The 22,574-nt window shown below is 43.2% G+C and carries 16 protein-coding genes; all 16 read right to left on the reverse strand.

Annotated features, from left to right (window positions below):
* Positions 1–127: 127 nt before the first annotated feature.
* Positions 128–1,264 carry a DUF2169 family type VI secretion system accessory protein gene (locus Q3O12_RS01125; protein WP_211709854.1) on the reverse strand — a complete coding sequence of 379 codons (1,137 nt, stop codon included), beginning with the start codon at positions 1,262–1,264 and terminating at the stop codon, positions 128–130.
* A 12-nt stretch (positions 1,265–1,276) separates the two neighbouring features.
* Complete coding sequence (locus Q3O12_RS01130) at positions 1,277–3,550, reverse strand: type VI secretion system Vgr family protein (protein ID WP_301668944.1); 2,274 nt, start codon at positions 3,548–3,550, stop codon at positions 1,277–1,279.
* A 142-nt stretch (positions 3,551–3,692) separates the two neighbouring features.
* On the reverse strand, positions 3,693–7,250 hold the full coding sequence (gene tssM / locus Q3O12_RS01135) for a type VI secretion system membrane subunit TssM (RefSeq protein ID WP_301668945.1): 3,558 nt from the start codon (positions 7,248–7,250) through the stop codon (positions 3,693–3,695).
* Between the two features lie 31 nt (positions 7,251–7,281).
* Complete coding sequence (gene tssL / locus Q3O12_RS01140) at positions 7,282–8,547, reverse strand: type VI secretion system protein TssL, long form (RefSeq protein ID WP_025457428.1); 1,266 nt, start codon at positions 8,545–8,547, stop codon at positions 7,282–7,284.
* Between the two features lie 24 nt (positions 8,548–8,571).
* Positions 8,572–9,915, reverse strand: coding sequence for a type VI secretion system baseplate subunit TssK (gene tssK / locus Q3O12_RS01145; protein WP_107863900.1), 1,344 nt, complete (start codon positions 9,913–9,915; stop codon positions 8,572–8,574).
* Positions 9,916–9,940: 25 nt separating this feature from the next.
* Positions 9,941–10,567: a type VI secretion system lipoprotein TssJ gene (gene tssJ / locus Q3O12_RS01150; RefSeq protein ID WP_025457426.1), complete on the reverse strand. Its 627-nt coding sequence runs from the start codon at positions 10,565–10,567 to the stop codon at positions 9,941–9,943.
* Between the two features lie 143 nt (positions 10,568–10,710).
* Entirely contained in the window at positions 10,711–13,362 is a 2,652-nt protein-coding gene (tssH, locus tag Q3O12_RS01155; RefSeq protein WP_301668947.1) for a type VI secretion system ATPase TssH, read from the reverse strand.
* 90 nt (positions 13,363–13,452) lie between these two features.
* A complete protein-coding gene (gene tssG, locus Q3O12_RS01160; RefSeq protein ID WP_118778762.1) occupies positions 13,453–14,493 on the reverse strand; it encodes a type VI secretion system baseplate subunit TssG in 1,041 nt (346 codons plus the stop codon).
* Positions 14,490–16,466 (reverse strand): type VI secretion system baseplate subunit TssF, encoded by a 1,977-nt coding sequence (locus Q3O12_RS01165; RefSeq protein WP_118778763.1) that lies wholly within the window; start codon positions 16,464–16,466, stop codon positions 14,490–14,492. Before Q3O12_RS01165 ends, tssG begins: the two co-directional genes overlap by 4 nt.
* On the reverse strand, positions 16,463–16,975 hold the full coding sequence (tssE, locus tag Q3O12_RS01170) for a type VI secretion system baseplate subunit TssE (RefSeq protein ID WP_118778764.1): 513 nt from the start codon (positions 16,973–16,975) through the stop codon (positions 16,463–16,465). Before tssE ends, Q3O12_RS01165 begins: the two co-directional genes overlap by 4 nt.
* Positions 16,976–17,008: 33 nt before the next feature.
* The gene (locus tag Q3O12_RS01175) at positions 17,009–17,824 is read right to left on the reverse strand and encodes a type VI secretion system accessory protein TagJ (RefSeq protein ID WP_025457421.1); all 816 of its coding nucleotides are present in this window, start codon (positions 17,822–17,824) and stop codon (positions 17,009–17,011) included.
* A gap of 160 nt (positions 17,825–17,984) precedes the next feature.
* On the reverse strand, positions 17,985–18,467 hold the full coding sequence (locus Q3O12_RS01180; protein WP_025457420.1) for an Hcp family type VI secretion system effector: 483 nt from the start codon (positions 18,465–18,467) through the stop codon (positions 17,985–17,987).
* 87 nt (positions 18,468–18,554) lie between these two features.
* Positions 18,555–20,054 carry a type VI secretion system contractile sheath large subunit gene (gene tssC / locus Q3O12_RS01185; RefSeq protein ID WP_118778765.1) on the reverse strand — a complete coding sequence of 500 codons (1,500 nt, stop codon included), beginning with the start codon at positions 20,052–20,054 and terminating at the stop codon, positions 18,555–18,557.
* Positions 20,055–20,087: 33 nt separating this feature from the next.
* Entirely contained in the window at positions 20,088–20,606 is a 519-nt protein-coding gene (gene tssB / locus Q3O12_RS01190) for a type VI secretion system contractile sheath small subunit (RefSeq protein ID WP_025457418.1), read from the reverse strand.
* Positions 20,607–20,673: 67 nt separating this feature from the next.
* Complete coding sequence (gene tssA / locus Q3O12_RS01195) at positions 20,674–21,741, reverse strand: type VI secretion system protein TssA (RefSeq protein ID WP_301668948.1); 1,068 nt, start codon at positions 21,739–21,741, stop codon at positions 20,674–20,676.
* A gap of 4 nt (positions 21,742–21,745) precedes the next feature.
* Positions 21,746–22,297: a type VI secretion system-associated protein TagF gene (gene tagF / locus Q3O12_RS01200; protein ID WP_081462523.1), complete on the reverse strand. Its 552-nt coding sequence runs from the start codon at positions 22,295–22,297 to the stop codon at positions 21,746–21,748.
* Between the last annotated feature and the right edge of the window lie 277 nt (positions 22,298–22,574).

Genomic DNA, 22,574 nt, shown 5'->3' on the forward strand with positions numbered 1-22,574 from the left:
GATCCTGAAGTCACTGCTTTTACGGGCGATTTTATTGAATGCCATGGCGGCTTGCTCCTGTTGGGGATGGGGTCGTCTGAAAGCTGGGCGAATGAGGGTTTGGAGTTTCAGACAACCTATGCGTGGTTTATATGTGTGCTGCCAAAGATGGCGGGATTGGGATAAATTCATCCTGAGAATCCCGACAGTCTTGAGCGGCCGCGATTTGATCTGCTCGTTCGTGTCGGGCGATGAATCTGAGCTGGCATGCCGCAATTTCCAGTTCCTCTGGAAAAGATGTGCGGTAGCTGCAATCAATGCGGCGTTGTTCCACATCGACAAGTATGGTGTCCAATACCATATCTTTGCACAATGACGAGTTAGTTGCCGTATGGGCGTGGACGAACACCGTTTCTACCGGCAAATCAACGGTAAAGCGTTGGTTGGGGGCTTGGAAGGAATGCACCATGCCGGTAAAGGTCAGTTCGTAAATATGGTTAGGTTTCAGATGGGGAAGTTGCAGCGAGGGATGGGCGCCGTTCCAATAGGCCATAGAAAAATCTTCAGGCAGTAGCGGAGCGCGGTTGGCTATCCATTGCTCATCGGCAGTACCGGTATGTTGGGCACGCAGTGCGAAATAACGGGGTATAAAGCCGAAGCCTTCGGGCTCGGCCTTATCGGACGGATCGCGCACCGGGTGTGCAGGGTCGTAGATTTGATGAGCTTTCAGCGTCCGCTTGAACCCGTTTTTTTTGAGTTCGGCCTTCGGATAGTAGCCGATACCGATGGCGTTCTGCTGATAGCCTGTGTGGTCGTCTTCGACTGCGCTGCCGCCAAAGGCAAACTCATAGCGGATAGGTAGGGAAAGGATGGGGTCGGGTTCGCTCAAAGACCATCCTGCCGCCTCCCGCACCCAGTAACGCTCTCCAGTAAGCGCCAGGCTTTTTTGGTAATCGCCGATACTTACGGATACGGCAAATTGCCGAGAGGGAACATCGTCGGGTGCGTAGGCAGTTGCATTGACGACCAAGTCGGTTTTGGGTTTGTAGAGGCTGAAGTCGCTTTCAAACTGAGTCGAGGTTTGCGAAGGATCGCCGTAATAGGTATCGGCAAACGTGAGCGGCGTTTGCGTACGGGCAAACGCAAACTCCGTTTTTCCTGTTTCCGGGTCAATTTCAAACTCGTAGCTGACTTTGGCAACGACTACATCATAAGCCCGATCTGTTTGGTCGATGTTTTTAAACTGCTGCGTATGAAAGCAGGTAAAGTTCTGCAACTCAAACATGGCGCATCTTCTCTAGTTGATATCGACTTTTTTGCCATCGATATCCACTTCCTTCGTACCGACGATCTTGATCGATTTGCTGACGATGCTGATTTTGTTTTTATCAATCAAAATCATAGAATTACCGACTTGTATGGTAATTTTCTTGCCTGCGGACAGGGTGATGTTTCGACCGGCGTTGAGACCGATGTTCATACCGGCGTTGAGACCCATCACCAAACCGACGCTATGCATTTCTGCGCCGACAACATTGGTCATCCAGCCTGCACCGACGTTCAACATATAGCCTGCACCGATGTTGGTCATCTGTCCGATACCGACATTGTTCATGCCATTCAGGCTGACGGTTTCCTGTCTGTTGCCGCCGATACTGCTGACTTCGTTGGCTACAACGGTCTTGTTGCGGTTGGCACCGACGGTCAGAGCTTGGTTTTTGCCGACAGCAACGTTCTGATCCTGTCCGATAGTCAACGCTTGGCTCTGTCCTATGCCTACTTTCTCGTTCAAACCGACAGAACGGCTGCGATTTTTACCCACGTTGACGCTTTGGTCTTTACCTACGCTGGTACTTTGATTGTCTCCTACACTAATGCTTTGGTTTTTGGTAATGCTGGAGGTCTCGTTTTGACCCACCGATTTTGTGCGGTTTTGGGTAATTGAAGCCGTTTCGTTTTTTTGGACGGTTTTCGCCCGATCGCCTACTACTGTAACGGTTTCGTTGTTACCGATTGTGGTGGTACGGTCGTTGTTAACGTTGCGGGTTTCGTTATTTTTAACCAGTGAGGTCAGGTCTTTTTGCGCTTGGAAATTGACCATCTCGGAACCGGCAGTATCGTTGAACATCAGTTCATTGAAGTTGGCCAGTGGTGAATTAAAACTTTTACTTTTGATACCGGACTGTTTGGCCGCGGCAGGAAAGCCCCATGGTGGCGACATTGCGCTGTTGTACAGACGACCCAATACAATCGGTCGGTCGGCATCGCCGTTGATGAAGTCGACCAGCACTTCTTCACCGATACGCGGGGTGTTGATAGAACCGTATCCCGCACCGGCAGAACCTTGCGTTACCCGAACCCAGTTGGAGCTGTTTTCATCCATTTTACCGTAGCGGTCCCAATGGAATTGCACTTTAATATCGCCATACTCGTTGGTATAAACCTCTTCTCCGGCAGGACCCGTTACCGTCGCCGCTTGTGTGCCCAAAACTTTGGGTTTTGGCGTTTTAAGGGGAGGGCGGTATGGGTAGGATTTGGGCAATACGCGGAATGAAATTCTGAATTTTCCGATACGATCGCCGGTAGTATAGCCGGCTTCTTCAAAATCATAATCTGCTTTCAGAATGGTGTATTCGGTATTGGATGATGAATGCGGGTGCTTACTCAGGGTAAACGTATAACCCGGAGCCACCGTCAATGCAGTACCTGAACCGGTAATGATCTTAGTTTGGCTTTTCAAATCTTCACTGCGTACCTGACTGTAATTTTGCGCTTCGGAAACATCGCTAAAGCCGGTATAAAAATCATAATGCTCCATCGGGACAGAACTGAAATCGTGAACCGAGTCAGAAGATTTCATCGGGACTTTGGCGTTTTTATAATTGTATTCCTGAGTCACGAACTGGCTGGATTTCAGGGCATCACGTTCCTCCCAAACATCGATATAGGCGATGTTGGGTGCTCCGGGTGCAGTATTTTTGGAATGGTAAGGAATGTTAGGAGAAGAGATGGCTTCCAGAATACCGACATCATCAGCAATAACCAGCTCGTGCGAACCGTTGCTGTGGGTAAAGTAATAGTAGATGCCTTCCTGTTCAAATAGGCGGCTCAGGAAGTCAAAACTGTTTTCCTGATATTGAACACAAAAGCCCCTTGTACGATAGCTTTTTTGGCATTTAACCTGAAAGGGGAATCCGAAGGGAGATAAGACTTCATTGGCAATATCTAGAACGGATTTATCGACAAATACTCTGCTGTCGGTATTTTGGGTGAGATACCACATAAACGGACGAGCTGTGCAGGTGTAGGCATGATAGTCTTCTTCGTCTTCATCTTCGCAGATATAGCCGAAGTCAGTCACCAAACCGTTCAAATAACGCGGACTGCTTGCTTCTGTATCAATTTCCAATGTTATTGGTTGTCCGATAATATCTTTGCCTTGTAAATTGGAATCTTTGGAAACTAAAGTGATATTAAATTCAAAAAGGTTTGAAACGAATTCTGTTCCAAGCATTTTTTTGAATAATAGTTGTAATCCCAAAGGTGTATGAGCAACGACTGTTCTATTCATTTCGGGAAATTCCTTGTTTACATTAAAAACCAATTTCGCTTCAATGTCAGACTTTCTATTTTTCAATCACACACAGGACTGTGGCAGAAACTTGTTGGAATATGTGATTTCAGACGACCTGCTTACATTCGCACTACGACCTTCAAATGCACTGAAAATTCCTTAATTTATTTAAATTAAAGGGATTGAAGGCTGTAGAAGTAGTAAATTCAAGCACAACGTTTTTGCCCTGAATGTTGTATTCGACAACGGTATTGTTTCCTGTTTGACGAATGATTTTTCCTTTTTCAATCAGACGGAATATTGACCATGGCCCGGTTGAGCTGATACCCGCACTATTAATTTGCGGAGAGGAAACATCGATTCTTGCCAAGGCATTTTCTTCTTTTGAGGGCCAGGTAAAGGTTGCAGGATTGACTGGGCCATGACTGTATACATAGCTTTTCCCTGCATAAGAAACATTCACACTTTCCAGGCTGGGATCAAGGAGCAAGACCTTGATTGTAAAGCCAAAAGTAGGTGTTTCAGATCCTTTGTCGAAATATCCTTGTCGGATTGTTGCAATGTCGTTAAGTTTGGAAAAACGCTCTTTAAATGCGCTGTTTTTGGCCGCTAATGTTTCCAGTTTTTCTGAACGCGCCAATATGGCGGCCTCCCCTGACAAATTGGTAAACTTGCTGTACATGCCGTTTGGACCAAATATATTGCTAAAGCTTTCCAAGGCAACATTGGTCTCAGATCCTCTATCAAAAGGGTAACCCTGTTGATGTATTTCTTGGCAACTGTTTGTTACGGTTGCCAACTGTTTTTCCAAGGTGGACATAAGTTTTTCATCGACAATCTTGTCAGTGTTGTTCAAAATAATCTCAGAAAAACTGTCTAACATTGGGCGGAAAGGCATAGGAAGCCGGTTTACTTCAGCTTTGTATTTCACAAACGGATCATCAGGAGGTAAATCTACGCCTTTTTCAACTGCAACATTAACAGCAACCAAATAAACGTACAGATCATTAATGGCTTCAGTAACGCTGTTAATAGCCGGAGGTTGATCGTTTGTGGTTTCAGTTAAGCTATGAAAATCTGCAAAAGCATCATCAACAGGAGTGGCCAGTTTCAAAGCAGCCAATTCATCTTTCTCATTGGCCTCTCCTTCAGTGTCTAAAAGCTTTGACAGACCTGCTCTATTTAACCAGTCGGCAATTTTACTGTCTGCTTTATCGGTTATCTTTTTATCAATGGTAAGCGTCGTGTTGTCACTGATACCTTTGATAATGTTAACCAAGGGCGAATTTTTCTCTGACAAAAGTTTGGCAATCTGAATACTTTCTCGAGATGATTTAGGTACAACCAATGACAAATCAGACAAATAGTTATTCCATGCCTTGATGTAATTGTTGAAATAAAGCTTTTGAGCATCAGAAAGAACAGTAGCTTTACTTTGGCTTTGTGAGGCATAGCCACCCAATACCCAGTTATCTTCATTAAAAAATTGTTCTGCCGATTTAACCATAGCAGGTAATACTTTGGTAATGTAGGCTTCTTTGGTATAAATGAAGTCAATAGGCTCTTTTAAAGCTCTACCAGTTTTACGACGGAACAATAAGTGGCTTTGCACACCGCCCATACTTGAAAGAGAAACAGGTGTGATTCCTTCTTGGCCTGAGAGAGTAACAGTATTGATGGTATCCTCCAGCACCATAGTTGCAATATCTCTTTGGGCAATTTCTTGCCTACGACGTTCAACCAATGCTTCATCATAGGGTGCGCTAGGAGTAATGCTTTGCTTGGAAAGAATCTGGTGTAAAGCTTTTTCAACAGATTTTTTCTGTTGGTTGCTCATGCCTGAAGATTCTGCTTCAGACAAATTAGTCATCAGCCAGTTTTGCATAAAAGCGGCATCAAAATGTTCTTTGTCATACATCATCAGATAAGCTTTTAAAGCATTGTAGCCATTAACTCCGACTGAGCCGCTGGTTGTACGCAGAAGTTCATCTAATTTAAAGCTGATTAAAGGCATCACGTTGTCTTGAAGGATTCTGCGGTAGGCAGATTCTCCAACGTCTTTCATTTGCCTGCCTTGGTAAAGCCCTATGCGATAGCTAAGAGGAGGGGAAGAGAGATCCAGAATCTCTTTACTGCCGGTCGTATCTTTGACATGTTCTGCAAATGTTACCGCTTCGAGTAGATTGGGAGCTTCAGTGTATTTTTTCGCTTCTTGGCTTAATTTGGTTGCTTTATCGCCAACTTGCTCAAGATATGAGCGATTATTTGAGTAACTGTTTAGCATCATGGCCAAGCAAGCGGCAATTATGGCAACAATAGCTCCAATGCCTAACCAATAGAGCATTTGTTTTTTAACAAACCATGATTTATTTTCTCCTGCCAAGTTTGCTTCACTTAGGATAACGTCAGAAAAAAGTCTGTTCAGGAAAAAACTTCGCTCGTTGTTTTGAGTTTTGGTTCGATCCGAATCCAAGTATTTTTTCGATAATTGGAAATCATTTTGCAAGCCATCCAAGATAGGATTGAAATGTTGCCCTGTTTGGGTGCCGCTTGAAAAATAAACACCTCTCCATGAAATAGGTTGCTCAAATTTCGAAGATTTAGATAACTCTTTGAATAGAGAAAGTACCGCCTGATTAAGACGTTCAAATTCTTCAGGAAAAGCAAAAGCTGCGGCTTTATCTTCAGAAGATTCCAATTGGTGAATAGTGCCCAACATAGAGGAGCGCAATTTATCTACAACTTCCGATAAAGCGTTGGAAGCAGTGGCAATAGGAGTTTCCGTCCCTTCCGTATCAGAAAGAGAAATTCCCAGATATTGATTTCTTTGTTCTTCAGTCAGATGATCAAAGAATTTGTCAAAACCATGCAGTAAATCCAGTTTGGTTATCATGAGATAAACGGGGAAATGTATACCTAATTTAGTATGCATCTCATGGATTCTTTTGCGAAGCTCTGCAGAAATTTCGGGGATATTGGTTTTACCTCCCAAAAGGTCATCTACTCCTACGGTAACCAATACACCGTTAATAGGTTGTTTGGGACGGTAACGCTTCAGAAGGGATACAAATTCTTCCCAGTCGCTGGAGTCTTTATTACTGTGGTTGTCATGTAACGACAATCTGCCTGCAGTATCGAGAAGTACAATTTCATCCGATAAAAACCAATCGCAATCACGCGTTCCTGCCAAGCCACTTACAGATGTTCCTAAAGTGCTTTCTAGGGGGAAGTTGAGACCGGAACGTTTTAACGCTGTTGTTTTACCAGAGCCGGCAGCACCTAAAACAACATACCACGGCATTTGATAAAGATACTGACCTTCTTCCAATCTCGCCAATAAACTATTTTTAGATTTGGAGAATTTAGCGTTTTTCAGTATTTTATCCATTTCAGCAAACTGACGGCTCATTGAGCTAACATCGCCTGCATTTTTCAAGATGGGTTCTTGCGCTGCGCGAATTTCCTTCAGTAAGGCAGCGTTGCGGCGTGACTCACGATATTGGCGAAATATAGCTTTAGCCAACCAAATGCTGACAATGGCAACACACACAGCAAGGCGAATGACCTTACTTTCTAAGGGACGAATTTCACCTATGGAAATAAGTGGGCCGATAAACCATACCAATATAATCAGACCGGCGATACCCAACATTACCCATAAAGAACGGGAGCCTAGAAAATAAAGAGTTTTTTTCATATTTGTTTTTCCGTATCAATCCAATTTCAGATTATTGATGTGTATTTACATCACTGTTTGGCTGAGTAGTTGAAGTATTGGTTTTTACTTCCGCTGCTCTCCCCAGTTTAGGACCGGTTCCCGTTGTGAATAGGGTTATTTCAACTCTTCGGTTTTTAGCTCTATTTTCCAAAGTATTATTTGGTGCAACAGGATCGGTCGAGCCACGTCCTTCGGAACGAATACGTGTTCCACCATTTTTGATGTAATTCAATAAAATTTCTTTTACTGCATCTGCCCGAGCCTGAGAGAGATGCCAGTTAGATGGGAAGTTCAAGCTTTGAATAGGTTTGTTGTCAGTATATCCAGTAACTACGATTTGTCCTTCTACGCTATCCAAAGCTTGGCTGACTCTAGCCAAGACAGGGTAATATTGGTCTTGGATTTGTGCGGAGCCAGACTCAAAAAGACCATCACCTAAAATAGTAACCGTACTTCTATCTTGGAAGTCCTCCACCGAGACTAGGTTTCTAGCAATTTCATTTTCCAATAAAGGCCGTAACCGTATAGTGCCTTGTGTTTTTTGCTGTTTGGCTGTGACCGGAGGAAGTTTGAGATTGTTGACTTTTGTACTGGCAGTATCAAAATCATCACCTAAAGACCATTGCATGGCAAAGTAGCTTACTCCTAAGACGACAGCCCCTAAAACACCTACTACCCATAAAGGAATAGTAAGTCTCTGTTTTCTCTGGATGGTATTTGTAATGATTGGATTGTGTTTGAAAAGAGCAGCAGTTTGATCTGGTCTTTTGCTATGGATTGAGGCAAGCAAGTCTCTTTTAATTTTGTCAATTTCGAGTTCGCCACTGTTTAATACTTGATACTTGCCTTTATAGCCAAATTGCAAACATAAGTACATGAACTCTAATAAATCAATATTTTTATCCGGATCCTGCTTTAGATTTTGAATAATCTCAAAAAAACGCTCTCCTCCCCATGTTTCGTCATAGAAAGATACTAGCAGGCTGTTTTTGGACCAAGTTTGATCTGCCCAACCCGCACGAACAGCTAATTCATCTACGAAAGTACATAGGCAGTATTTTGCGGCCTGAATAGCGTCATACCTTGCTCCATTTTTTTCAGCATTTTCTTCAAAATTATTGATTAGGATAGAAAATTTGTTGATCAAACTGTCAGTAGACAATTGACTGGTAGTTTGTTGCATCGCATTGACTAAGATAAAAACCGGTTTGGCAGCCTCAATCAAAGGGTTATAAATATTTGCGATGCCGTGTGCAGCATTATTCTGGTTATCCATAATGAAATTCCAAATTAAACCAAATTAACTTAAAGACTTAATTGCCCAAAATTCAACATCTAAATTCGGGAAATTACCGGCTAAATGGAAGGCCATGCCTGATGAAGTATCAAACATGTCCCACAACTCGTGCTTTTTGTCCAATTCAAAATAGACATAACCGCTGTGGTATGGCAATTCTCTTGGTGCAACAGATAAAGCGTGCACCCTAATTCCAGGCAGGTGGTAAGCAACCAATTCTTTTACTTTTTCCACGGTACCTATTTTTACTACACTAGGAATTTTTTGGCGCAATGCTTCGTTCGGCATATCGGCTTTAATCGCAAGAACAAATGAAGCTTTGTCCAGTAAACTTTGGTCTGGTGTTTGAGCAACGCGAGTCGCTTCATCACGCATATCAAGCGGAATCCTAATCGCTCGTTGTTCAAGTACGATAGATAATGATTTACGTAAATTGAAAAATAACTTACCGAAACATGAGGCTAGGTCATTATGCTTATATACTGGGATATCACCTACTTTGCGAGAAGGCAGGAAGGTCATTAAATCAGCACATAGTTTGGATAAATTAATAAATAATTGTTCAGGGTGTGTTTGTCGTGCGCCTTCATTTTCGTGATGCAAATATGCCAAATATCGATTAATGGTTTGAAGCATCATGAAGTCCATAACTTCAACAGAGCCGCCGGTATTAGGATCATTCACAGCATTAGCCAAGCTATTGCTTTTTTGCATCAATAAACCATAGATCTCTGAAATATAAGCCTTTAGATGCTGTTGCTTTTGACTTCCGAGACAAGGCGGAATATATGATTCGTCCAGAATGATTTCAAAGTCCGCAGAGCTGGAACGGATGAGAGCAATGGGCAGGGCAGTTTGTCCGCTGGTTAAGTCGTTTTCTAAAACTAACATCGGATTAAGATCTGCCAGTGTTACCTGACGACCATCTAATTCAGTATTTGTAGTGTCTGCTAGAGTTTTATTAAAGGCTTTGTAGCGACATGAGTCTGAAGAGTCCTGATTTGGAAAATAAATCTCATTATTTACAGAAGAAGGCAGAGTAACAGCTAGGCAGATTTTGGTGTCTTTAATATTTGCAGGAACTTTTAGAGTCAGATTTTCGAGCTGTTTTTGCGAGAACAAAAATACAGAGCCATCGGGAAAAACCCCTTCTGCTTCATTAATACTAATTACCCCTCGTTTGAGGCTGTCTGAATTTAATACCAGCGAAGAGAATCCCCAAAAATGACCCCCTTGAGAAACGGTTAATTGGCGTAAGCCGGATTCAAGATAACGTTCAAATTGCTGGAAATGTTGAGGAGTAATAAAGATACCCTCTGACCATACTACTTTTGCTTCCATTGCCATGCCTTCATCCTTAATTTTTTAGTTATTATTTTTCTTCACGGAAAATGCCCTTACTAAGGTCGCTGCCGTATTTGCGTACTTCTCCATTTTCTTTAATTTTTTTATCGTCAGGGTGCCGCTCTTTATATTTCTTTAACATATCCTCCATTTCTAACTTTGATAATTGGGTTAATTTATTTTTACCAACGTTTACATAGAAATAATGTTTACCAAATTGATACCATTGTTTCTTCTGCTTCAATAATACCAATTTCCATTGACTGTTATTCAAATCTCGATAACTTGCGACTACGCCTAGATATTTCAGGTGCGAATCCATTTTAATCGGCAATATGGTAACCGTATCAGGATGCAGCATGAATTGGTTCTGCTGGATTAACTTCTCACCTAAATTTTCTTTGGCATTGTTGGTAAGTTCAAAATAGTTTGATTTTTTGAACTCTCCATCAGAAGACAACTGATATAAATCCAGCCTGATGGGAGAAGGTTGACCAACTATATTAGGATTCACATCAGGAGAAACTATGATTTGTACATCAATTTCTTCCCCACTCTCATCAGATTCTTTAGGGGGTTTATGGTCGGAAGCACATGAGCTTACCATTAAGGATATCATTAAGAATGATATATATTTTATTAGTTGTTTATGCATTTTAATTGCCTTCAAGTCCATCAATATTGATTAGGTCTGACAACAAATATTTAAATCAGTCATACAATATATGACTACTAGGGAAATAAATAGGTTTGTTCTAATTGATTAGAAATACTAAATTTTGTTAATTTTATCTAAAATTATAAAGCATTTTTCTTACGAAGTTTATATTTATATTGATAAGTAAAGTCATGATTACTTGCATCAATATTTACGCTTAAAATTTGTTTGCCTTGAGTTGCAGAGGTAAGCAGTTCACGACTGATTTGCGGTAGAACCGTGTTGGTCAGGATTGCATCAATCATACGGCCACCTGACTCTACTTCTGTGCAGCGCGAAGTAATCAGTTTTAGCACTTCAGGCGTGTAGTGCAGGTCGATACCGTGGTTGTTTTTAATTCGATCTACAATACGGCCTAATTGCAATTCCACAATTTTTGAGAGCATATCGTCAGATAGCGGATAGTAAGGAATCACTTGCATACGGCCTAATAGCGCGGCAGGGAAGGTTTTCAACATAGGAACACGCAAGGCTTTGGTTAAACCTTCCGGAGTAGGCAGCATTTCAGGGTCGTCACACATATCCATAATCAAGTCCGTCCCTACATTGGTAGTCAGGATAATGATGGTGTTTTTGAAATCGATATAACGACCTTCACCGTCTTCCATCCAGCCTTTGTCAAATACTTGGAAGAAGATTTCGTGCACATCCGGATGTGCTTTCTCTACTTCATCAAGCAAGATAACGCTATAAGGTTTGCGTCGTACGGCTTCGGTCAGTACGCCACCTTCACCATAACCGACATAGCCCGGAGGCGCGCCTTTCAGGGTGGATACGGTATGAGCTTCCTGATATTCACTCATATTGATGGTAATTACGTTTTGTTCACCGCCGTACAATGTATCAGCCAAAGCCAATGCTGTTTCGGTTTTGCCCACGCCGGAAGGACCTGCCAACAAGAAAACGCCGATAGGTTTGTTAGGGTTATCCAGATTCGCACGTGATGTTTGGATACGACGGGCGATTGCATCCAAACCATGACGTTGGCCAATGATGCGTTTGTTTAGAGTGTCGGCAAGTTGCAAGACAGTCTCAACTTCATCTTTCATCATTTTACCAACGGGAATACCTGTCCAATCAGCCACAACGTCGGCAACGGTACGGCTGTCAACTAAGGGCATAACCAGCGGTTGGATACCTTGCAGTTTTTTCAGTTTATTAACCAACTCTTTTTGGCGGGTGTACAGCTGCTTGGTTTCTTTCTCAGCCGTTCCTTCTTCCGCATGCATGATTTGTTCACGCACATCTAATAATTCGGTAACCAAGTCTGTTTCAGATTTCCATCTGTCTTCTAATTTTTTCAGATGACCTTCAACTTCAGTTAATTCTTTGCCGATATTGGTTATCCGTGTTTCAGAATCGAAACTGAGTTTTTTCTCACGTTCCAAATTTGCTTGTTCAAGCTTTAATGCTTCGGATTTCTTGCGCAGAAACTCGATACTGCCGGGCACAGCATGCTGGCTGACTGCAACTCGCGCGCAGGCAGTATCAATCAAGCCGACAGCTTTATCGGGAAGTTGGCGTGCAGGGATGTAGCGGTGGGAAAGCTTTACGGCTGCCTGAATTGCTTCATCGAGAATAATCACGTTATGGTGTTTTTCCAAAGAAGCATTCAATGCCCTAAGCATGTCGATGGCTTTGTTTTCGTCCGGCTCATCCACTTGCACTACTTGGAAACGACGGGTTAAGGCAGGGTCTTTTTCAAAGTATTTTTTGTACTCTGCCCATGTTGTTGCGCCGATGGTACGGAGTTTGCCTCGGGCCAGTGCAGGTTTGAGTAGGTTGGCTGCATCGCCCGTGCCGGCTGCACCGCCTGCACCAATCAAGGTATGGATTTCGTCGATAAAGAGCACAATGGGAATCGGGCTGGATTCCACTTCATCCATCACTGCTCTGAGACGTGATTCAAATTCTCCGCTGACGCTGGCACCTGCTTTGAGCAAACCGATATCCAGCAGGATTAATTGAACGTCTTTCAATCCGGGCGGAACATCTCCAGTAGCCAAACGCAATGCCAATGCTTCGACTACGGCTGTCTTACCGACTCCGGCTTCACCTGTGAGAATAGGATTGTTTTGACGGCGGCGCATCAGGATGTCGATCATTTGTCTGATTTCGGCATCGCGACCGGTAAGGTGATCTATTTCGCCATTCTTCGCCTTTTCAGTGAGATTGCTGCCGTATTTGGCCAAGGCACTTTCTTTGTGGGTAGCATTAGGCTCCGAAGATAAGGCGTTTTGGGTAACACCGAGATTTTCTTCAGAGTTCGCAGTAATAGCGATGATATTGTTCGCCAATGTTTCTGGTTTGATTTTGAGAAACTCAGAGGAAATATTGGCTACAATACTCTGCAAAGTTTTATTTTCCAGAATGGTGTAGAAAATATGAGCAGTACGGATTTTGTCGGTACCGAATTTGAGCGAGCTGTATGTCCAAGTTTGCTCGACAAGGGTTTGGATATGTTCGGAAAAATCGATGACAGCAGTCGAGCCGGCAGGAAGTTTTTCAACCGCTGTCAATACATCTTTGCGGACTCTGGCTTCGTCTAAATTAAAACTGTTGATCAGACAGAAGATGTCGGTTTTCTCGGTTTGCAACAGAGAATGAAGCCAGTGAACCAACTCAACGTAACTGTTTTCACGAAGACGGCAGAAGGTGTAGGCATTTTCCAGAGTTTTATACAAGGTGGTATTCAACTTGCCAAATAATACGCTGCGGCTGATGTTTGACATGATGTGTCCTTAAATTAAGTTATTCCAAGTATGTCTAAAAATAGTTTGAAAGAAGCTTTTCCTAACAAAGGGGTCGTCTGAAAAGGCTGTTTAATGGTTGCTGACGATCAAGTCTCCGGCATCACGGGAAACATTCCCCAGCCAAGTTGTTAAGCCGAGTTGTGTTTGTCCGCCTAAGTCCATGAGCGGTACTTCTTTTTGCATTAAAACAGGCTGTATATCCCATTCATATTCATCTGTGGCAAACAGTCTTACCCACTCTCGTAAGCGGGCGGTATTGATGCCGTCTTTGAAGAATGATCGGTAAGCGGGTAGGGTAAGTGGGCCGATGATGATGCGGAATTTACTTTGAACATCGTAAAGCTTGTCACCCAGCAGCAAGCCATCTCCCAGCGTATAGTTACCCATGATTCCGATTTGTGTTTTTTCTTCTGCAACCTCAACCCAATACCCGACATTGGTTTGAATGGTAACGGGGACTTTGAAATAACGGTTGAGCAGTTGTTGAAGATTGGCTGCCGAACGACTTTGCTTCATCAACAGACCGGCAAAATAACGTTTGGCAAATTCGTGGATTAAGCCTTTATTATGTATGGTCGGTGTATCCAGCCCGTTAAAGCTGGCGATATATTTCCCAAAACGGTCTTCAGCATTTTTGTCTAAAGAAGTAATGCTTTGAGCGTTGGCCCATGCCCGATAGAACAAGACAGCCAAACGGTGTTGCAACATATTGGCAAAACCGGTCCATGCTCGGTCGCCGTGTTGATGTTGGCGCTCATAGGCATATTCGGTCAAATGCAAAGGCAGGGGACCTGATGGTCCGAACAAACCGAATCCGTTGATGGAAATTTCCACATAACGCGGCGATAGGGCAACCGACTGGATGTTGCGAGGAGCAAAAATAAGTGATGGCTCTTGGCGAATCCTTATTTTTTCCATTTTCGGGCTGACGGCTTTGCCTAATAATTTTCCGCCAGTAACAAATTTGACGGATTCAAGCTGGCGCAAGAGTGAAAAATAATCGTATTTATAGGGCTGGGAGGTGATTTTATTTAAAAAGCCAGTCAGTTTTTCATCCCACATATCGTCCAATGAGTCGCTAAAATCTGTTTGAGCGTTGATTGGGCTCATACGATTACCCTCTCTCCAACAGCAGTCGGCCAAGTAGCCATATGTCCTTGTTGGAGTGTGTCAATTTGAAGCTGTATGAATGAGTTAATCGACACCAAACGTTGGAAGTAATGGTTTAAAACTGAGCCGAACAGGAAGGGATGGATACCGCCCAATTGCGCTTCATCCAGCGTAACCGTGATTTTGATGCCTCGAACAGGCGCCGCAACTCCGTAATGACGGACTACCTTGTTCACGGTGGAAGTCTCAACACGTGTAATCGACTCAATCTGTTTTTTCAGCAAATCATTTTCGGAAGAAATAAACACCATTAAAAGCTCTTTTAAGGTGACGGGTGCATCTTCTTGGTCGATGTTTAATAATGACAGATAGTTCAAGCTTAATTGGTTTAAAAAAGACCAAAGCGTTCGATCCTCACTCACAGCCGCTTGAGGACGTGTTAACTTAGAAATCAGCTTAATAGAGTTAACCGGCAGGAAACCTTCAATCAGGAAATCAGACTCTCCGTCTCGCGGCATCATCAGTGGCAAATCCCTGCTGGTACACCAAGCATCTACGGAAAGATGTTGTATGCCGGAATTGAAGGCGTAATCCCGATTGTCGGCCAGAGACAAAAACACTTCGCTGCCTAAGTAGGAAGAACGGAAGCCATTTTTGACAGAATTTTCCGATGGAACTCTGTCTGCACGCCGTGCTGAAAAATAAGCATGCTGAGTTTGGGCTTCGGGGAAGAGTCCCATATCCGGCGCTTTGTACATCGGCGAAAATGCAACGGTTTGACGGTTGTTGGTGTCGAAGCCTTTTACTTGTTCGATGGCGTAGACTTCATAATTCAAAGGCTGCGTACGGTCGATGATGACGTGGTGTTCCTGATCTTGGATATTTACAGGAAAGCGGGAGCTTTTTTTTCTAAATAGATTCACCACCGGCACCGCATTGACAGAAAAATCCTCTACGCCGATCAGTTCTGTCAATTCAGGTATTTTGTTGCTGAATAAAAATGAAAGACTGAAATAGCGTTTGCGGTAAGTAATGATTTTTTTATTGACGCCCTTATCGTTTACGATTTCTTCCAAATGTTCGGGTACTTTGGGTAAATGTCCGTCATTCTCAGCCTGACGGACAGCCTGTTTGATTTCTTTTTGAGCGATAAACAGGAATTTTTCCGGCAGACGCGCGTATTCCTGCATAATCCGGAATGCACTGACGGATTTGTCCAAATTAAACGATAAGGCTTCATCTTCCCGAAATCCCCGATGTTCCGGTTTGGAGGACAACGGGTAATACCATTGTTTGGGATTCTCATAACTGTGGCAAACGACGCTTACGCATTCTGAGGCCAGCAAAAACAGCAGTGCAGATGACTTAGAAAGTTCCGTACCTAAAAACACTGATAATTCATCCGGCAACATTTCCGAACATGCGCCAGGTACGCTGAGCGAGAAGTCCAAACGCAAAGCAGATTGCACTTTTTTTCCGGCAGATGCTTTGAGCGCAGGGAGTGTGCTTGGTAAATAACCGAGCGAATCGGTATATTTGGCTTTTTCTATGCGTAACGGTAGGATTTCAGTGGTTTTGGTTACGGAAAACGGGCAACTTACTTTGAATTCGTCGATAGGCAATGAACGTAATACTCTGCCACGTTCCAGCAGATTGATAACGTCGGCGTTGTATTGACCGGTAGGTTCCAAATTGACAATAGCTGCCGCCGGTTTCTGATTGATGAAGTCAGGGTAAACGACTTCTAAGATTCTTTGTACGAAACGGGGATATTCCGCATCCAGCTTGAGCTGGGTGCGTGCAGTGAGAAAGCTTACACCTTCCAATAACCTTTCGACATATGGGTCGGGGATGTCGGTTGTATCAAGTGCCAAGCGGGAGGCGATTTTTGGGTATTGCTGTGCAAATTCCCTGCCCATTTCCTTCAGGAAGGTCAGTTCTTTATTGTAGTAAGACAATAATTTATTATTCAAGACCTATTTCCCCCATCTAATAAGTCAAACAATCCTGTCTCAACATCCATACTGGTTCTCAACAGGAACTCTTTGGGATAAGGATTGAGTTTCAGGTAACCTTTGATTTCAATAATGAGTTTGTTGTGTAAAGCATCGTCATCATCGTCTACGGTATTTACGATAACTTGCAGGGTTTTGCTTTCAAGGCGTGGTTCGAAATCGATGATGGCTTGTTTGATATTTTGTTCTACATCCTGCCATTCTATGTCGGAGAAATTCACTCCCGACAGAGGCGGAATGCCATAATTTAGTGTGGACGAGCGCACATTGACAGGCAGATCTTTCTCCATGGCCTCCGCTTGCATGTTGTAGGTATTCAGCAGGTAAAGAATATCGCGCAGCACTGCCTGCCGATATTGGTCAAGATTGATGACCTGATCGGGGCGTGCCTCTTTTTTTTTGCGCGGCTCTTTATCTGTCAGTCTGTCAAACAAAGAAGGCAGCAGTTGGTTTCTGAATTGCGACATGATTGATTGCGTTAGTCGGAGGATGGGTAAGGTTTAACGCTGTTGTCCGAATTTGATATTGCGAATATCCAAGAGACCAAAATCATGGCTGTCGGTATACAGGGTTTTTTGACCCATGCCTGTAAAGAGCTGTTCGGTTACTTCTATCCAGTCTGTTTGCGAACAGTTCATCAACATATCCGACCATTCGGTTTCTGCATCCGGCAAAACGGTATAGCGGGCAGGACTGGTACATTGGATACATTCGCCGTCGGTAAATTTGATTTCAGACGACCTCCAGATGATGTCGAGCAACGAGCTTGGTGCTTTGAAAGCTATACTTTCAATAGAGTCCCAAGTTTGCCAATAGTAGTGGCCTTGATAGAAGAATTCATAAACAAAAGCAGTACGTACGTCGCCATCCATAATCCAGTTGCTGTCGGTTTCGGCAACTGATTTATCTGCCAGAAGATAAGTGATGTGTGCCGGCGTACCGTCGATACAGTCGGATAAGGCTTCGTAGTCGGCAGTGAGGGCAGAGCTTTTTTTCTCTGCAACATGAGCAACTAAAGAGAGTTGTTTTTGAAGAATATCGAGTTTACTTGCGTGTTGTTCCAGAGTTTTGGGTTTTTGCTGTGTTTCTAAGACTGCCTGGCGACGCATTTCGGCAGAAATGTTTTCAATAAGGTAGAGCATCAGGGGCTTTTGAGTATCGGGAAAAAGTTTTTGGTATTGCCCGATTTGCTTTAGGGCCTGTTCCCATTTGGCACCCAGACAGAGATATTGAATCAATGCCAAACGATGTTCCTGATTGTCAGGATTTGAACGTACAAGCTCAATCATGTCCGTTAATTTAGTCTTCAAATCCATCCCAGCAACTCCTTATTTGTTTGTCTAAAGTGTGTAATAGTCGAAACCCGATTAACTTTTCAGGAAGATAGAGGTCGTCTGAAAAGTAAATTTATTGTAAATAAAGCCTGACTTAAAACGCCTTTTAAGCCAGGCTTCTGCAGTTAAATGCGCATAGTGGTTATGCGGATTTGTTTTCTTTGATGTTGAAGGCCATTTGAACTTCAGCGCCTTTAGAACCTTTATCGGTTTGTTCCCAATATTGGTTTTTCACTTTGGCAGCTTGGAATGAGTAACGCATTTTCAGCGCATCGTTGTCTTGTACGCCGATGAATTTCACGCCGGTTACCAAGACATCTTCCAAAGTAGTGCGTGAATATTCAATCTGCTCGCCACCGGCTTTGCATACGGAAATTTCTACTTTACTCAAGTGTTGGCCGGTAGCACAGTTTTTCAGAATGGTCGGAGCGGCTTTGTCAATAGCGGCAACTACGGTCAAGTCATTGAACTTGACTTTACCGGCACCACCGCCACCACCGCTGGTCATCGAACCGGGTTGCTCGGCACCCCAGTCGAAACTTTCGATGTTGGTCCAGTTTTTGTGGTTGGAATCTTTTGATTCGCCGTTAACACCTTCAACTTTCATGAACATATCGATAGCCATGTTTTTACTCTCCTTGTTAAAAGGTTGAAAAATTAAGGGATTCTACAACAGGGCATGAACATGCCCACCTAAATGAACCAAACCCGACTATTCCTGTTTAGCCGAAGGCAGTTTGGAAACCAAGCGCAATGAAACAGTAAGGCCTTCGAGTTGGTAGTGCGGACGTAGGAAGAATTTGGAAGTGTAATATCCAGGATTGTCTTCAACTTCTTCCACAACCACTTCAGCAGCAGCCAACGGTTTACGGGCTTTTGTTTCTTGAGTGGAGTTAATTGGGTCTCCATCTACATAATTCATAATCCATTCGTTTAACCAACGTTCCATGTCTTCACGCTCGCGGAATGAACCGACCTTGTCGCGTACGATACATTTCAGATAGTGGGCGAAACGGCAGCACGCAAACAGGTAAGGCAGACGCGCAGACAAGCGGGCGTTAGCCGTGGCATCTGGATCATAATATTCAGACGGTTTATGCAGCGATTGAGCACCAATAAACGCAGCCAAGTCGGTATTTTTACGGTGAATCAACGGCATGAATCCCAATGCTGCCAATTCGGCCTCGCGGCGGTCGCTGATGGCGATTTCGGTTGGACATTTCATATCCACGCCGCCGTCATCCGTCGGGAATGTGTGGCAGGGAAGGTTTTCAACGATACCGCCGGATTCCACGCCGCGGATTGAGGTACACCAACCATAATATTTGAATGAACGGTTAATATTTACCGCCATTGCATAAGCCGCATTGGCCCATGTGTATTTGTTGTGATCCGCGCCTTCAGTTTCTTCTTCGAAGTCAAACTCATCGACAGGATTTGTCGTGGCACCGTAAGGCAGACGGGATAAGAAACGTGGCAGGGCCAAACCGATATAACGCGAATCTTCGGAATCACGCAGGCTGCGCCATGGGGCATACTCGGCATTTTGGAAAATTTTGCTTAAATCACGAGGATTGGCCAATTCCTGCCAAGACTCCATCTGCATTAATTTGGGAGATGCGCCGGCAATGAATGGGCAGTGTGCGGCGGCAGCAATTTTTTCAAGACTATTGAGCATTTCTACATCGGGTGCAGAGTGGTCAAAATAGTAGTCGCCAATCAAACAGCCAAAAGGTTCGCCACCAAATTGACCATATTCTTCTTCATAAATACGTTTGAATAGGGGGCTTTGGTCCCAAGCAGTGCCTTTGAAGCGTTTTAAGTTGCGGGCAACTTCTTTTTTGGAGATTGGCAATACCTTGATTTTCAACAAAGTATCAGTTTCGGTATTTGTAACCAAATGATGCAGACCGCGCCATTCGCCTTCCAGTTTTTGGAAATCTTCATGATGTAGAATCAGATTGATCTGTTCGGAGAGTTTTCTGTCGAGCTCGGCAATAATTGCTTCGATAGTTTGATAAGTGTCGTCTGAAATAGTAATGGCATTTTGCAAGGCCTGTTGGGCAAGAGTTGCCACAGCATTGTTTACGGCACTTTTAGCTTCTTCGGTTTTAGGTTTGAATTCTTTTTGCAGTAGCTTTTCAAATTCATTCGCGGCGAATACGCTTTTTGCGCCGCTATCCCCTTGGATATCTAATTGCTTTTCAGTCATGATTCACGCTCACTTTATTGATTTCATCTGAAATTACTGCTCGTCTTTGGAAGCCGCTTTAGGCGCAGCTGCAAGGCTTTTCAGCAGCTCGCTGTCTCCCAAGACTTTTCCGATTAATTCTTCAGCACCACTCTTACCATCCATATATGAAAGCAGGTTGGCAAGCTCTGTGCGAGCTTGTAGGAGTTCCTTTAAAGGACCTACCTTTTTGGCGATTGCTGCCGGAGAGAAATCATCCATGCTTTCCAATTCAAGCTCTACATTCAGATTGCCTTCACCGGTAAGCGTATTTTTTACATTAAATGCCACACGAGGTTTGAGGGCTTTCATACGCTCATCGAAATTATCTACGTCAATTTCCAAAAATTTGCGTTCGGCCAATTCGGGCAGTGGCTCCACAGGTTTGCCGACCAAATCTGCCATTACACCCATAACGAATGGAAGCTCAATTTTTTTCTCAGAGCCGTAAAGTTCTACATCGTACTCAATCTGTACGCGAGGGGCCCGGTTGCGGGCAATAAATTTTTGTCCGGATGATTTGTTTCGTGACATATTCAATGACCTTTAAATGATAAAAGTTGTTTATTTAAACGAACTTCACTATTGCGGGTAGACTACCTTATTCGTTGGAGGTTCCAGTTTCTTCGTCAGGCTTACCGATCAAAACTTCCAGATTGGCAATGCTTTCAGGACTAATATCTTTCATGATGTCGTAGAAGTTCATATTCATTTGTCGCTGTACCCTACGGATAAATAGTGGGGCAGGGTGGCTGGGTTCCAGCGTTTCAAAGTAAATGCAGATTTTTTCCAAAGCCAAATCGACATCAGCCCGATTTTTGATATTCAGACGACGCCATGCATCCGCTTCTTGAAGGGTCGATTGCTCTTGAGCAACGGTCGAAACGGGCGTTTCAGCGGGTTGTTCCGTTTGTTTAGCATGTTGCAGCTGCGGTGTACTTCCATCGTTGTAATTGATGGCTTTGTGGATCAGGGTAAGCGGTTTTTGAATCACTTCAAAATTGAGTGAGTGTTCGTCTTGCAGCTGGGTCGAGAAAGTGTTTTGAATATCTTTCAGATGGTCTAATGCCTGGATTAAGGCAATCAATTCCGGTTTGCCGGTATCGGCACTTACCCTGATATCGAGCATCAAACGTTCTTTGCCGCCCGGATAACTTTGAGGGTCATTGCCTTGCAAGACAGAAACTGCTTCTTTAACGGTAATAGGCTGTTGGGTCAGTCCGTTTACTAATAATTTAGCTGAAAATACTTCTTTGGCGATGCCATCAAGTGTCGTGAACGCACTTAATGCATTGATTCGATAAAACGGGTCGGATTCGCCGTCCTCATCTTCGAGTTTGGGATATAGGGATTTCCAATATAAATCCACATTGGTTTTGATGGCTTCGCAGCCGGCGCAAAAGCCAACCAGCCCGTGTTTTGCGGTAAGAGCCTGTGTGTAATAGGCTAAAACATGGAGGTCTTTTGATTCAGCCAGCAGTTGATTGCATAGCTTCTCTACTGTAGCCCAATCAGGTTCTTCCGCAGGGATGATGGTGTCACCATATTGACGTTCCGGTTTTCCTTCGGCAGCGCTTTGAAGCTCTAAAAAGCGGCTATCGTATTCAATATTTACTCCTTCAGGGATGTCTGCGGAAATTGGTTCAGCCCATAGGGGAAATGTACTCATCTACTTATAATCCAAATATTTTATTGAACAGAGAACATGTCGGTTCCCCGTCTCTTTCTATATGGTTACCACTTTCACATTCTATCCAAAAGCTGCCGATATTATCTGATTTAGATAAAAAATTGAGGAAAGACTCGGATAATGGATGGTCAGGTTTATGAAGCGTACCTAAGCAATTTGTTATAAAACATTTACCGTTGATTAATGTTTGGTTAAAAAAATCTACATTTTTGTAAAAAAAATTAAAAGAGTTTAACTGTTCGGAAAGGGTGTAAAGCTTTTGAAATAATACAAAAGGATATTGTCTACCAGTTTGATCTGAGCTAAGGGCGGTTATACCAATATAGGTAATGCTATCAGGCAGTTTAATACCAAACAGCCAAATGCGGGATGCAAAAAGCACCTTTCGGGTAAATGGAATTAACTTATCTTGGTTGGCGCAACGACTAAACCATCCATCCCAAAAATTTTTATCGTTAGCTTGGAGATTTTCAGAAACAATAAAATCACGAGATTGATTTAGCTTTCCGAAAAAGTAGGTTTCTATTTGCCGCATAAATAACAACCACTTAAAATAAAATTAACAAAAATAAAGTTACTTAAGTTATTGATTATAATCTTATCTCAGACATATCCAATATGCCTACTTTGCGAATACTTTACCATACATTTGATTTATGCATTGATATTTTTTACATATCAAAAAATAGGTGAAGGAAGTAAGCATTTTATGATATTATTGTATTTACAAAACGTTATTCTTATTCTTAACGTCTTAAGACACACTGTGTTTACAGTTTCTTATTTGTTATAATTTTGTTGCAATGTCATTC

The sequence above is a fragment of the Neisseria benedictiae genome (assembly GCF_958267435.1).
In the GTDB taxonomy this organism is placed as follows: Bacteria; Pseudomonadota; Gammaproteobacteria; order Burkholderiales; family Neisseriaceae; genus Neisseria; species Neisseria bergeri.